Source organism: Alteromonas sp. KUL17 (genome assembly GCF_006538305.1).
Classification (GTDB): Bacteria; Pseudomonadota; Gammaproteobacteria; order Enterobacterales; family Alteromonadaceae; genus Alteromonas; species Alteromonas macleodii.
Window position 1 is genome coordinate 53,568 of record NZ_BJKJ01000015.1, and the last position, 14,616, is coordinate 68,183.

At 43.5% G+C, this 14,616-nt stretch carries 10 protein-coding genes; 4 read left to right on the plus strand and 6 right to left on the minus strand.

What is annotated here, in order from left to right:
* Positions 1-43 precede the first annotated feature (43 nt).
* The 4 genes from KUL49_RS13705 (at position 44) to KUL49_RS13715 (ending at position 6,143) form a co-directional block, all read left to right on the plus strand.
* Positions 44-3,139 (plus strand): glycoside hydrolase family 2 TIM barrel-domain containing protein, encoded by a 3,096-nt coding sequence (locus KUL49_RS13705; protein WP_131137657.1) that lies wholly within the window; start codon positions 44-46, stop codon positions 3,137-3,139.
* Between the two features lie 80 nt (positions 3,140-3,219).
* Positions 3,220-3,786, plus strand: a complete 567-nt coding sequence (locus KUL49_RS21225) for a sulfatase-like hydrolase/transferase (RefSeq protein WP_258312655.1) — start codon at positions 3,220-3,222, stop codon at positions 3,784-3,786.
* 35 nt (positions 3,787-3,821) lie between these two features.
* Positions 3,822-4,688 (plus strand): sulfatase-like hydrolase/transferase, encoded by an 867-nt coding sequence (locus KUL49_RS21230; RefSeq protein ID WP_347400303.1) that lies wholly within the window; start codon positions 3,822-3,824, stop codon positions 4,686-4,688.
* Between the two features lie 54 nt (positions 4,689-4,742).
* Positions 4,743-6,143, plus strand: coding sequence for an arylsulfatase (locus KUL49_RS13715; protein WP_308805571.1), 1,401 nt, complete (start codon positions 4,743-4,745; stop codon positions 6,141-6,143).
* Positions 6,144-6,393: 250 nt separating this feature from the next.
* Here KUL49_RS13715 and KUL49_RS13720 read toward each other — a convergent pair whose 3' ends face one another.
* The 6 genes from KUL49_RS13720 to KUL49_RS13745 all read right to left on the minus strand — a co-directional run bounded on the left by KUL49_RS13720 (position 6,394) and on the right by KUL49_RS13745 (position 14,506).
* Positions 6,394-7,854 carry a tetratricopeptide repeat protein gene (locus tag KUL49_RS13720; RefSeq protein ID WP_131137658.1) on the minus strand — a complete coding sequence of 487 codons (1,461 nt, stop codon included), beginning with the start codon at positions 7,852-7,854 and terminating at the stop codon, positions 6,394-6,396.
* Positions 7,855-7,903: 49 nt separating this feature from the next.
* Complete coding sequence (locus KUL49_RS13725) at positions 7,904-8,899, minus strand: alginate lyase family protein (protein ID WP_131137659.1); 996 nt, start codon at positions 8,897-8,899, stop codon at positions 7,904-7,906.
* Between the two features lie 3 nt (positions 8,900-8,902).
* Positions 8,903-9,148, minus strand: a complete 246-nt coding sequence (locus tag KUL49_RS13730) for a hypothetical protein (protein ID WP_131137660.1) — start codon at positions 9,146-9,148, stop codon at positions 8,903-8,905.
* Positions 9,141-11,936, minus strand: a complete 2,796-nt coding sequence (locus KUL49_RS13735) for an alpha-L-rhamnosidase (RefSeq protein WP_242633840.1) — start codon at positions 11,934-11,936, stop codon at positions 9,141-9,143. Before KUL49_RS13735 ends, KUL49_RS13730 begins: the two co-directional genes overlap by 8 nt.
* 186 nt (positions 11,937-12,122) lie before the next feature.
* A complete protein-coding gene (locus KUL49_RS13740) occupies positions 12,123-12,986 on the minus strand; it encodes a DUF1961 family protein (RefSeq protein WP_131137662.1) in 864 nt (287 codons plus the stop codon).
* A gap of 71 nt (positions 12,987-13,057) precedes the next feature.
* Positions 13,058-14,506, minus strand: a complete 1,449-nt coding sequence (locus tag KUL49_RS13745; RefSeq protein WP_131137663.1) for a BNR-4 repeat-containing protein — start codon at positions 14,504-14,506, stop codon at positions 13,058-13,060.
* Positions 14,507-14,616 lie beyond the last annotated feature (110 nt).

The following is a 14,616-nucleotide window of genomic DNA, read 5'->3' on the forward strand; positions in this document are numbered from 1 at the left end:
GGCGCGTAAAAACATATTTGATTTCTAACAAGGACTACTCAACATGTTGCTCATGACACGAAAACCCTTTATTCATGACTATCTTCTGCTTGCTCTACTTACGCTAACCGTACTGATGACCGCTGCCGGCGCTCGTGCCGAAAGTGACACCAGACAGTATATAAATTTCAACGGTGGATGGAAATTCACATTAAGTGACAACGATATTTATAAAAAACCTACGTTCAATGACAGCGGGTGGACTACCGTGGAGGTACCGCACGACTACATCTACGAAGAAGGTGTTAGTGAAGCGGGTTCCCAAGGCCAGTCTGGCGGATATCATGGTGGGGGCACGGCGTGGTACAGAAAGCATTTTGCCTTTGACGATGCATGGAAAGATAAGCAGGTTTGGCTTCAATTTGAAGGCGTTTATATGAACAGCGAGGTGTGGATAAATGGCCACTTTTTAGGTAAACGTCCATACGGCTACATCAGTTTTCAGTATGAATTAAGTAAATATCTGAAAAAAGAAAACAATGTTATAAGCGTCCGCGTTGATAATGAACTGCAGCCTTCCACGCGTTGGTATCACCCTGGGGGTATTTTTGCCCCAGTAAAGCTTGCCATATTGAATTCTACGCACATAAAACATAACTCTCTATTTATCCGCACACCAAAAGTGGGCGAACAGACAAAGGTTGAGGCCAGCTTCCAGTTAAATACGCGTCCTGGCGACAGTGACAATTACGCGATTCAGTATCGAGTTTACGATCAAGAAGGTAGACAGCTTTTTTCTCAGAAGACGCCTCTTGAGATAACGGGAGAAGACGCCTCTTATTCGTTTACTTTTGATTTAGAAAACGCACAGATGTGGATGCCCCATAACGCATATTTATACGACCTAGACTTAAAGCTGGTTAAAGACAACATTGAGATTGATCGAAAGAGCGTGAAATTTGGCGTTCGTGAGATCGAATGGAAAACAGATACCGGCTTTTGGATAAACGGCGAAAACGTAAAGATTCAGGGCGTAGCCGAACATTATGAGGGGGGGCCTGTTGGAGGGGCTTGGACAAAACCGCTTCTACGATGGAAACTAAACCTTCTAAAAGAAATGGGCGTTAACGCCATTCGTACCGGGCATAACCCCTATCCCACCATGTTTTATGAGCTTTGTGATGAACTAGGCATAATGGTGATGGATGAAGTATTTGACGGTTGGAAACAAAAAGCACGTCACGACTACGGCCGATATCATTTCGATGAGTGGTGGGAGAGAGACTTGACCGAGTGGGTTACACGCAATAGAAATCACCCTTCAATCATTATTTATAGTGTAGGTAATGAGACTCACGGTGAGATTGTCACTGAGCTTGCTGCTGCTGTGAAAAAGCATGACCCAACTCGACTTGTTACCTCTGGCTCTACCAATAAAGAAGGATTAGATGTAATAGGCATTAACGGAGGGTCAGAAAGCAAGAGTTTCTTCGAACGACGGTTTGATCGCCCTTTCGTATCAACGGAAGCCCCTCACACGTGGCAAACTCGTGGATACTATCGTACCCAAACATGGTGGAGAGACGGTCCTAAGGGAGACACGTTCGAGTTGCCTAATATCACAGAGAAGGAAATTTTCTTTTACGATTGGAAGGATCCCAAAGAGTGGTCGAATCAAAAACAGCACCTTAACTCATCTTACGATAACGCAACAGTTCGGATTAATGCGCGTAAAAACTGGGAGCTTGCACGTGACTTGCCTCACCATGCGGGGCACTTTCGTTGGACCGGTTTCGACTACCATGGAGAAGCTGGGTTAGCCCACGGAGGTTGGCCTTACATTGCTTTTATGGGCGGTGCACTGGATTTGGCAGGCTTTAAGAAAGACCTTTTCCACTTTTATCGAAGCCAATGGCTAGATGAACCTTCACTTCATATTCTCCCTAGTTGGACACATCCAACGATGAAGGAAGGTACGTTGGTGCCAGTATGGGTTTATTCTAATCTCGATGAGGTCGAGCTATTTCTAAATGGTAAATCCCTTGGCCGTGATAAACCGGGAAAACAAGCCGATGAGATGCAAGCAGAATGGTTCGTACCCTGGACGCCGGGCTCAATACGCGCAGTGGGTTATGAGAACGGTAAAAAGGTCTTAGAGAAAGAAATTAAAACCGCTGGCTCACCTGTTGGTCTAAGACACAGCATAGACACTTACACCGCTGAAGATGGTTTCAATACTGCGAAAGTAATCACTACTGAAACCGTAGATAAGGATAACAACTTTTACCCCTATGGGAGTCATAAGACCCATTATCACTTTAGTGAAGGATTAAAAGTAAAAGCACTTGAAAACGGCTCTCCTTACGAACACACCAATCGTGTTAAATCTAATTACAGACATTTATTTATGGGAAAAAACCGCGCGTTTGTTGAAGTTGCTTATCCTGATGCTCGCGAATTTGTCACTATAGCTGCTATCGTGGGTGACGAAGCGTTAAGGCTCTCGAACAAGGTGGCTATTGATGTCCAAACCATTGCTATCACTGAAACTGCAAATATCGCGTCTCAACAAATTCAAGTTCGCTATAGCGTGAACACTCCAAATGAAGAAGAAATGAAACCTTATCTTACCCCTTTCGCAGTGAACAATGGTGACACAGTATACGCGAATGTGGTTATCAATGGCCGACTTGCCTTTCAAATGAAGCAACAATTCGGACAGGGTGTGGGCCTTTTCTGGGGCGATGAAAACTCAGCCGATATGTGGGTAGGTCGCGGCTTATCATTACAGGGCGAAGACGCGGAATATGGTCAAGGCGCCGCTGCAGTGCGCGGCGCTCATGGAGTCCACGGAGGGGCTTATGGAACATTTAACGGCGAAGAAGGCACCATGTATTGGTACCACGAAAACGACGGTGCTGAGGGCGTATACACTGCTGTTTTCCGTTATACGCACAACGACGAGAGCTCAAAACGGCCTATTGCTATCTATGTAAATGATAAGAAAGCGGCCATGGTTGAATTTGAACCTACCGGAAGTTGGGACAGTAAGTGGGACGAACAAGCCGTAAGCTTTACGCTAGTAAAAGGTGCCAACCATATAGAATTTAGAACCGTCGGTGAAAGCGGTCCCAACATCGACCAATTTACACTTGAGTAAATCTGTTAAAACGCTACTTCAAACTAAATTAATTGTACAAGCTTGAAGTAGCCGTTTTTTTGACTCCGGGGTTCTGATTTATGATTAGTAAAACATTCAACGCACTATTAAATGCAGCTAATACCCTGAGTAAACTATGTTTTACCCTACTTTTTATACCGTGTGCTGCAATCTGTAATGAGAGTCCTCCTAACGTACTTCTTATTGTCGTGGATGATTTAGGGTGGGCGGATGTTGGCTATAACGACCGCAATAATGTTTTTCAAACACCCAACATTGACGCACTTGCATCAAAGAGTATGGTCTTCACGGATGCCTACGCGGGAGCCTCAAACTGCGCCCCTAGCAGAGCGGTGCTAATGAGCGGCCAGTACACACCAAGACACGGAATTTATACCGTATCACCGTCTGATCGTGGTCATCCGAAAACACGTCGACTAATTGCAACAAAAAATACGGATATTTTAGACGATTCGGTTGTTACGTTAGCTGAACTGTTTAAATCACAAGGCTATACCACTGGCTCTTTTGGAAAATGGCATTTAGGTCAAGACGCTAAAAGCCAGGGCTTCGATCACAATGTAGCAGGCCATTTAAAAAGGTCACCCAAAGTCCTACTTCAGCCCCTACAACATGCCTTTTTTTAGAAGATGGACCAAAAGGCGAATACCTTCCGAATAGGATAACAACCGAAGCGATAGATTGGATTTCCGAGGTACGAGACCAACCTTTTTTTGCATATGTGCCCTACTACACCGTTCATACCCCACTGGAAACTATTGATACATTTAAGCAGAAGTACTTATCCCACCCTAAGGTAAGAAACGAAAGGCACGCAACCTATGCGGCTATGGTTGAATTGATGGACATAAATATTGGTCGCTTAATTACGTCATTAAAAGAATTCAACATAAGTAACGATACTCTCATTATTTTTACTTCGGACAATGGTGGTATAAGGTCGATCTCTTATCAAGACCCTCTGCGAGGTGGTAAAGGCAGTTACTATGAGGGAGGAACGCGAGTTCCTCTTTTAATCCATTGGCAAAACAAAATTCCTGCTAAAGAAGTAAATATTCCCGTCATAAACGCGGACTTTTTCCCCACTTTAGCTTCTGTACTAGGGAAGATAGAGTTCCGTTATCCACTTGATGGTATTGATTTGTCGCCGCTTCTTTTGAGCAATTTATCCATTGAGGAGCGCAGTCTCTTTTGGCATTTTCCCATTTATTTGCAGAGCTACAATCCTAGCGCAGATCAATCCCGTGACCCTCTGTTTAGAACGCGTCCAGGCTCTACGATGAGAAAAGGCAAGTGGAAATTACATCATTACTTTGAGGATGACAGCTATGAACTTTACGACTTAGAAAATGATGAGGGTGAACATGTTAATTTAGCTCAATACCTCCCCAAAATAGTACAAGCGCTTTCTGCAGAACTTCAACATTGGCAAGATTCAATAAACGCCCCGATACCTAAAACTGCAAACCCCCAGTTTGACGAAGTCTTTTCTGCTGAGCTAACAGAAAAGCACCTTAGCAAGAAATAACAATTATCTGACTTAAGCTGTTGTCCGACCGATTAGTAAAACTGTGGGATCATTATGAAAAACAAAACGTTTAGCTACAGAACTATCAAGACTTTCGCGATGCTTTTAGGCCCTATACTTTTTATAGGATCTAGTAGTTTTTCACAATCACAAGAACGCCAAAAAATTTCAGAAAGGAAGCCAAACGTCATTTACATAATTGTGGACGATATGGGCATTGGCGACATAGAACCTTACGGGCAGAGGAAGATACGTACACCAAACCTGATGAACCTGGCTAAAAACGGTTTAACCTTTACACAACATTATGCGGGAAACACTGTTTGCGCGCCTTCTCGAGCAGCACTTGTTACAGGGAGGCATTCGGGACACAACCAAATTAGAGGCAATTACGAACTTGGAGATTTCACAGATGAAAAAGAATATGGTCAAATGCCATTGCTTCCAGGGACTACAACGCTCGGCACTGTAATGAAAGATGCCGGGTATCACACTGCACTGATTGGAAAATGGGGGCTGGGCGGCCCCCATTCATACGGAGTACCAACAAAACAAGGCTTTGATTATTTTTTTGGATATTTAGATCAGAAGCAAGCGCATAACCACTATCCCACACATCTCTGGAAGAATGACAAGAAGTTTCCGTTAGAAAATGAGTGGTTGCATCCCCATCAATCGCTACCTGATGGCGTCGACCCAAACGACCCTCAAAGTTACCAAAGCTACATCAGGGAAGATTACGCCCAAAATCGAATTACGAATGAAGCATTAAAGTACATCGAACAACAAAAGCAAGCGCCATTTTTTCTTTATTTAGCGTATGCCGGCCCCCATGCAGCGCTCCAAGCACCCGAGACGGAGATAGATAACTATAAGTTCGAGGAAAGACCTTACGGTGTTGATTCACGTTATCTGCCTCAGCGCCGCCCAAGAGCTGCGCGAGCTGCCATGATTACCAATATTGACACAGCCATAGGCAAAATAGCGACATTGCTAGCTACCCTTGAATTGGAGAATGATACGCTAATTATTTTTACAAGTGATAATGGGCCAAGCCTTGAAGGTGGTGCCGACTTGGACTTTTTTGATAGCAATGCGCAATTTAGGGGTTATAAACGCGACCTGTATGAGGGTGGCATTCGAATGCCTACAATAGCAAAATGGCCAGGCAAGATTAAAGCGGGAACCCAAACAAACCATATTTCCGCTTTTTGGGATGTGCTTCCTACCTTAGCGGAACTAAGTGGCTCTGGCGCAGAGCTACAAACAGATGGGATCTCGTTTTTACCTACACTCACTGGTGTGGGGCCACAAGAACAACACGACTATTTGTATTGGGAGTTTCATCGTCCAAACGGAGAGCATACGCAAGCAATTAGGTTTACTGTTGACAACGACCCTAACTGGAAAGCAATTCGCTTTTATTTTAAAAACAAAAAACGTCACCAAAATTAGAGTTATATCACTTAGGTACTGATGTTTCCGAAACAAACAACATAGCTCATTTACACCCAGACGTGGTGAAAAGAGCAAAGCAGCTTTTCGAAACCTCTCGCTCCCAATCTGAGTTTGATGCTTGGAATTTTGACTTTTAATGGGGCTGTGAGGCTGTCATTAATATGGTCTGGCAGTTGCTTAACTTAGCGTTAAATTGACCAAAAGTTAAGACTACCAGACAGACAGCGATTATTACTCGATCACCTTTTTAAAAATCAGTTACTGTTATGTTTCCCTCAAGCATTTTAGCCAATAATGCCTGCCACTCTGACGTATCCCAATTGCTCCGCATTCCCATCGAAATCGCTTTTTCTAACAACTCAACAGACTTTTTAAAGTCGCGCTCTGTACGAAGTCTGTAAGAAATAGAAAGCAAGTAGTGGTATTCTGGATTTAGGTTCTGAGAACTAGAGATAGCGTCTAAATGCTCTATTGCGCCAGAAACATCCACTAGCGATTTATCATTAGCGGTAAGTTTTATTTTAGCAACATGCAGGCTGGCTGCCTCATCACCTTTCTCTGCTGCAGACTCAAACCAATACAGTGCTTTTTTCTCATCGTGAATTATCCAAGGGCTTGTGAGAAGTAGTTTGCCTAAACGATATTCAGCCCTAGAAAGTCCATACTTACTTGCCTGAGTTATCCATTCTATTCCTTTAGGTATATCTTTTTGCTGCATATATAACTGTAAGCCGTACTCATACATAGCGCCCGGATGCCCTTTTTCAGCAAGATCTTTGAGCAAATTTTCTGCCTCGTTATCCTCACTCTCCATCCAAGGGAAAATGACCATCGCCATTGCGAATTGGTAAAGCGATTCAAGTGTCGGATTGTTCTTAGCTTCTCTCAGAACGCGACGGGTTTCTTTATAGAGGCGGGGTAAATTGTCATTCAAATAAAACTGGTCATCTATTGCTGCCCCCATGAAGGCGCGATGAATAAATTCGGTCTGTTTTTGACCTAACTCAGGCTGTTTAAGCGGAAACAATTTGTATGCATCAAGAAAGCGTTTAGTGTTTCCGGATTTTTGGATTACACGAACGTATCTCACAGAACCGTCGCTTGCTACATCATTTTCTACTACCAAAAAGCCTGGGTTGTTAACCACTATCGCAACATCGAGTACTTCCCCACCCTCCAAATCGTCAAAGCCACTATCGAAATTCTGAAGTTCATTATCAAAGTTTTGAAACTCACTTAATTCTTCAAAATACACTCTTTGTTCTAGGTTGCTTTCGCCGCTAAACGTTACTTTTTGACTAATAGTATGCTGGTTAATTTCAGCTAGAAACTGCTTTTGAAAACTAGTATGAGCGGTTCTTTCCTCATCTATTGTCCTCATAAGAAGTGAAAGTTCCGCTTCGTCTAAAGACGATTTCATCTTTTCTAAAATAAGCTGCGCATTGTGATACCCCTTTTCTGCAGCCAGAGAAAAGTAAATCATGGATGAAACCGCACTTGGCTCTACACCTAGTCCTTTCGAGTACATCACACCAAGTTGATACTGCGCATGCGCGTTACCTAATTTAGCGCCTTCTTCATAAAGTGAGAATGCTTGCGTATGGTTCCCTTTTTTAAACTCTGTATTGGCTTTTAGGACATTTACTCCATGACTACTGTGAGATACCAATGTAACTAATACTATCGCAAAACATTTCCTGAGGCGCATAACAGTGCTTCCTTTCTAAAGTGAATGACTTGGTTGATCAATCTGGGAATTAATAGGGCGCATACGTCATTACATCTGCCGCGGATAGTTTTTCGTATACAGAAATAGTGTCGATTAAAGGTTTCTCACCCAGCAATAAGGCGATTTTATTGATTTTCGGCGCAGCAAGATTCTGAAGCTGCTTTTCAGCGCCGCCGCCAGTAATCTGTTTCCAATTCCACATTTTTTCTCCCAAAATGTACGGCACCAGAAAACTCATTGCAGCCTCAATGCTTGCACCGTGTTTGCTTTCGAAGTCCATTAGATCAACGGGAGTATGGCGACGGCCTAAATCAGTAATTCGCGCTAAAGCCCACAGATTATTAACGCTGTAATTAACCGATTTAGTTCTCGCTAATTCTAATGGCTGACTTCCATCCGGTTCTATTTGCGCTGCTATCCGTGTTGTTTTTACGGCATTCAACTTCTCTATAGCATCACCTTTTTTGCCTAAATAGATCATTAAACCTATCGCTTGATAATCGTAGTTTGTTCCGTGGTTGTTTTTTCTTGTTTCTTCTAACTTTCCGAACTCACTTGTTGTCAACCATACGTAGTATTCCTCAAACCATAACCGTATTTTTGATGCTTCTTTCTCCTGCCATAGCCCTGTACGTTTCAACAACTGAGCGACCGTAGCTACTTTGCCGATGTCAGTCCAATCGATGATAGAAAAGTTGGTGCCCGCTGACTTACCTGGAATTGCCTTTCCATAATCGACGTTTGGATTCATTTTTGTGTCATTGTTGATAAACCAGGTCTCCACGATGTCTTTTGCTTTTTCTAAATAAACGATATCTTCGGAGAAATAGAAAGCAAGAGCGAGTATTTCTAATGAGTTAAGCATCGACTTTCTTCTAAGCCAATCAGTTTCTGGTCCATTAGAAATAGGATTAAACTGCCCATCTTTATAAATCCAGGGCAAGCCGTCTTCCTTGGTTTCATCTGGCCAGTAGTACGAGCCCAATGTATAATAATCATGGATGTCGCCACTGGCAGGCAACATAGTTTAGTTAGTGACGGGGTCTACGGCTTTTTGTAGTTCAGTATTAGCAAGGCTGAGTAATTCTTTATAAGCAGATTCATAGGCTTTATGACCCTCTGAAAGTCTTTGCTTTGATACAAGTAACCTTTCTTCATTTAAGTAAATAAGTGGCTCGTTTGCGCCTTTTTTCTCAGAAGCGATAACAAAACCAAGTAAAGAAAGAAATAAAAAGAACGCTACATTTTTGATCAAATAATGCCGATTATTCATTGTTTGTACTTACTCTGATAACGTAATGCCCAGCCGAAAACTCAAGGTTTTTGTTGATTTGCATTTTATTTTTTGACTGAACGTCCAGTGCTGAACCATTTACCGTAATTAAGCCATTCAATTTCTGAGTTTTACTTGTTGTTTCAGCGGTATTTTTAACGTAAACAACCGACGGCACTTCAACTGTAGCAGTGACATTCGGCGGTATTGTTATTTCCATGCGTAATTCATCTTGGTTTAAAAACCAATAGGATTTGATTTCGCCATGAGGTGATTGATATGTCGCGCCAGCGTGTGACAAATGAGTCGTCACAACAGGGGAAATACGAACTTTTTTATAACCAGCGCTTAACGGAGTTATACCTGCCAACCGGTCGTACATCCATTGCCCAATAGCGCCATAAGCATAGTGATTTAGCGAGCCCGCCTTTTTCACATAGCCTTTGTCATGCGTATACCCATCCCATCGTTCCCACATTGTGGTAGCTCCCTGAGATACTGGAAACAACCATGATGGGTAAGACTCTTTGAACAAGAGTTCTAATGCAATATCTTGTCGGCCAATTTTTTCAAGCACAGGCGCTATTAGAGGAGTACCTAGAAACCCGGTTCTAAGGTGCCCGCCGGCAATTTCAAATTGCTTCATGAGACGAGCTTCAGCAGCTTGCAAAATTTCATCAGAAAGTAGGTCAAAACCTATGGCCAGCAAATAGGAGGTTTGCGTGGGTTGACCTTGTTTAATATTGCCTTGTTGGTCGAAGAACGAAGCTTGGAAGTTCGCTTTTGCTTCTTCCAACAGAGATGCGTAATGCTTTGCGTCATCTGTTTTCTGCAACACTTTAGCTGTGCGTGCAACAATATCGAGAGAGCGGGCATAAAAAGCTGTCGAAATAAGCCCATGATCAGTTTCGCCACGCCGCGAATCCTCACGTGTCGAATAAGGCTGCAGCCAGTCCCCTACTGTCCACATTTTGCTTACGCCATTCTCAAGTTGGCTTTGATGATAAAGGATCCAACGCTTCATCATCTCATAGTTTTCTCTAAGAACGCGTTCGTCTCCCGTACGCCAATATATGTCCCACGGAATGGTCACTGCAGCGTCTGACCAACCCGCCTGCACAATCTCGCCCACTTCGTTAGGCACTACGACAGGAATACCATGATTCTCAAACTGCTCTTCTCTTATCGACTGTAACCAGGCGCTCCAAAATGCATGGCTGTCAGCTATAAATAGCGATGTAGGTGCAAAAGCAAGCGCGTCACCGGTCCACCCCAACCTTTCAGAACGCTGCGGACAATCGGTGGGAATATCCAAAAAGTTACCTTTAAGTCCCCATTCTATGTTTGACTGTAATTGGTTTAATCTGGGATCTGACGAGGTAAATTGCCCGGTTAATTCAAAATCTGTGTACTGAACAATACCTTGTACCCAATTAAGTTGGGGCGTTTCTTTTTCATCGAAGCCACTCACTTCAACATATCGGAAACCATGAAATGTGAATTGAGGTTGCCATTCAACAACACCGCTTTTGGCAGCAATATAGGTGTCTTCCTGAGCCGCGCTTCCCAGGTTTTTGGTGTATAGGCTACCGTCACTGTTAATACCCTCAGCGAATCGTATTTTGAGTTTTTCCCCTTCAATCATCGGCAGGTTAACGCGCGCGACACCCACCATGTTCTGCCCTAAATCAAATATAATCTTGCCATCAACTTTGTGAAGAGAAACGGGGGTCAACACTTGTTTATTCTTAGGGGTAAAATGACGTTTGGGCTCCAGCAAAACATCGCTCTCAATACTTAAAGACTGTACTGAACGCCATTTTTCAGGAGCGTTTTCTGTTTCATATTGAGGTTCATGCCAATTGGCGTTGTTGTTTTTAAGCGAAAAGTTAGCATCAAACATTTCACCATCGTACAAACTAGAACGCCTAAGTGGGCCTTGCTGAGTCGCTTGCCAATTGTTATCCGTCACTACAACTTTGCGCGTGCCGTCTGTATATTCAATCTCTAACTGCGCTAGCGCTTTTGGGGTGATGTCCCGTTTTTTGTGCCAGTGACGTTTTGGTCCAAACCGCCCCGCGTACCACCCTTCAGCGAGGGTAATCCCGATGGCGTTTTCACCAGAGACAAGCAGTTTTGTTACGTCGTAAGTAAGGGTTTCAATACGTTTGTGATAAGGGGTATAGCCGGGTGTCAGTACATCGTTTCCAACGCGGTTGCCATTAATGAATGATTCGAACAGCCCTTTAGCAGTAATATACAAGCGTGCCGACTTAATACTCTTATCTGCTGTAAACGTCGTTCGCAAATATTGAGGAATATGGATAGGCGTATCAAATTTATCCAGCATAAGCGGTGCGGGTTGCTCTATCTCAATCCATTTTGCGTTCCAGTCGCTGCTAGATAGCAATCCGAGTTCAAAAGAAGCTACTGCGCTCCATTTAGAGTCGAAACCACGCTCATTCCAATATTTAACCTGCCAGAAAACCCGTTGTCGGGATTTTAACTCAGTACCTTCGTAACGCACGAAGTTCGTTGTGTCACTATTAATGACACCACTATCCCACAAATCCGGGTTGCCAGGCAAAAGGTCTGGCGATGAGGCAACGACTATCCGATATTGCGATTGCGCTTTTACAGCAGCATCAACAGGAAGCTTCCAGGAAAATGAAGGCTGAGCATCATAAAAACCAACTGGCTCTACAAAGCCTTCACTGATCGTGAGTTGCTCAGGTTGCGCTGGTGTTTGAATGTCTTTTTCTTTATTAGCACAAGAAAACGATAACACAGTTGCCAAACATACAAATGAAAAAGTTCGCCAGTCACGCAGATAAGAAGTTGGGCGTTTAAATAATGGGAGCTTGAACATAGGGTTAATTCTCAATTAAACATTTTTTAGCACTGTAGTTTTCGTTCTTTAACATTAGTTCCAGCTCCAGAACGGTTGCTTATATGATCTGTAAAATGTGGTTTGTTATGAAGACAGAGCCGACACTTGAACGTTTTTATACAAAGCGCTTCGCGTAAACATATGGCGAAGGCCTATACGCCCCTTATTAATATTGGGGTGGCTAGCCGTCGACCATTTATAAAGTTGGGTTTGCTCTTCGTTAGACACTTTCATCCATAGTGTGTCGTCATACTTGATAACCGTTATTTGGTGTGGAACCCCGGTCTTAAAGAACCCTGTGTTGGTGTAGTCGCCCTCCAGTGCAGTGCCCATTAGGCGATTGTTGGCAAGTGGAAGGTACCTGCGGGCCCGAATGTAGTCATCAGGCGCATCTTCTTCACCTAAACCAAATGCTGCATAACTAATATGATAAGTATCCATATTGTCGAAATAGTGACGCATGTAGGGTTCATCGCGGTATTCTGCCCATTCCATTATGTCTGTGGGAAACTCTGTTGTGCCTTCCCCAGAAGCTAGTAAGTACAATATGGTTACGTATAATTCGGCACTGTCGGTGCGGGTGTATTCGAAACTGACTTTTACATCACCTTCAAATGAGCGCTTAGTCCATAACACCATGTGGTGCGCATGATTATCCGCCTCAGGCCCAGCCTTAACATGCATACCCTCGGGCGAATTTTCAACGGTTCCCATTAAGCCGTCTTTTATCCAATTTTCTCGCCAGTTGTCCGTTCCTGAATCGAAAAATACCTGTTGCCAATTAAGGCTCCGCAATTCTTCAAACTCTGAGCTATCTGCGGTGGAAAGTGTCGCCCGTTCACCAATAGAAGCTCTCTCATTATTCTCATAATTGTGAAGGCAAGCAGTAAGACAGAATGCAATACTTACCCCGATAGCCGGCAGTAGTAAGCTTTTAAATTTTTTCATGTTTAAATCCGTATGTTGGCTAAGTATGGAACGTTTAAGCGCAATTACATCAGACAGTCGAAGACACCGCATTATTGCACTCTGTAGCGGTCTAAAATTGCGTCGCTGGCATGATGCGCTTCGCCCCTTTTTCGAACTACGGGACCTTTCTCACCCACTAAATACATTTTTCTCAGGGGAGTTCCTTTAGCCTTTTCAGCAACAAGCATTAAAGCGTCTGGATGTGCATTGCGAATGAAGGACGAGACCTCAAAGCCGTTCTCTTCGCTCAGTAACACAACGTCACCCTGTTTGAAGCTATTGCCGCCGTTATCAGTACTCCACCACGAAATGAGGCTTTTTTTGTCTTTCGTTCGGCTAGCAAGGAGCGCATCAATTTTCATTGCCGATCTCACAAAAACATCCCCCTTTCCAATAGGGAGTTGATTATCTTTCCCTATTAGCCAGTCGGTTCCATTCCACCGATAATAATTTGGCTTCTTAGGTCCGCCATGCTTGCGGCCCATATGCGGACCGCGAGAATAGCGGATATGTGGGTACCCGTACTCATCTAAATGGACGCTGCTATAACTCGTCCAATGGTCACTCCCGTCGGTATTCAACACTAATGCTTTATCGTTAGCAGCTTCGCGGGTTAAGGGTATAGTCAGTGATTCGCCCTGAACGTTAGTCCATTCACCACTGTTTGTATTTAGTTGCATATAGTAACCATTGGTGCGCTCCCCAAGATGACTTCCGCTACTGTGGGAATTACCGCAACGATGGTAGTTGAATGCGAAGGCGATGGTATTATCGCCGGCTTCGCTAAAATAGCCGTACCATGAGTCGACGCCCAGCCCATCTTCACGTTCTTTCGTCAACATTACCGAAACAGGTTCACCAAAACTTGCTCCATTGTCTGTCGATTTTTGATAGACCCAATTACTCTGATGTGCACCGTGCCGATAGAAAAGATAAAGATCGCCATTACGCATTTTTAACCACTGATTATAGGTGCCGAAAGGTGATATGTTATCGCGCTCTTCCCACTCAGTAATGTCATAAGGTCGTTTAGAGACCACGTGCTTCATTTTTCCATAGTTATAATTACCCAATTTATTTACACCAAGCTCCGGTGTGCCACCATGCCCCCCAAATGCGATGTGAATATACCCAAGGTCGTCAATAATGAGTGCAGGTTTGCCGTGATTGTCGATTTTACGCGAAGGGTTTTTCCCCATTTCGCTTGTGCCAGCTTTGATGGGCCCTGACCACCTTTTAGTATTGTGGTTATAGGAAGCAACGTAAGGGTCTTCTAATACCCCTTGGTATGTTATGTACGTGACTCCGTTAGCATGTTCACCTGCTGGGTGCTGGAGAATAGAAACAGGGTTACTGAGGCCAGTGTCAGTAAAATACGCAACAGTATCTGCATCGGCCGTTTGATTTTGAGAAGGATAGCTATGCCTATCGCTTACACATCCAGATAAAGCAACAACAATCACTGTAAGTGAAAAAGCACATTTTGAAAGCTTCAACATCGTAGAATCTCTTGCAAAAATACGTTATTTTTTGATTATAAATGTAAAATTTATGCAGCAATTTGACATATTTTGATTACAATTGAAAGGGAAATATGAGGACAGACAGT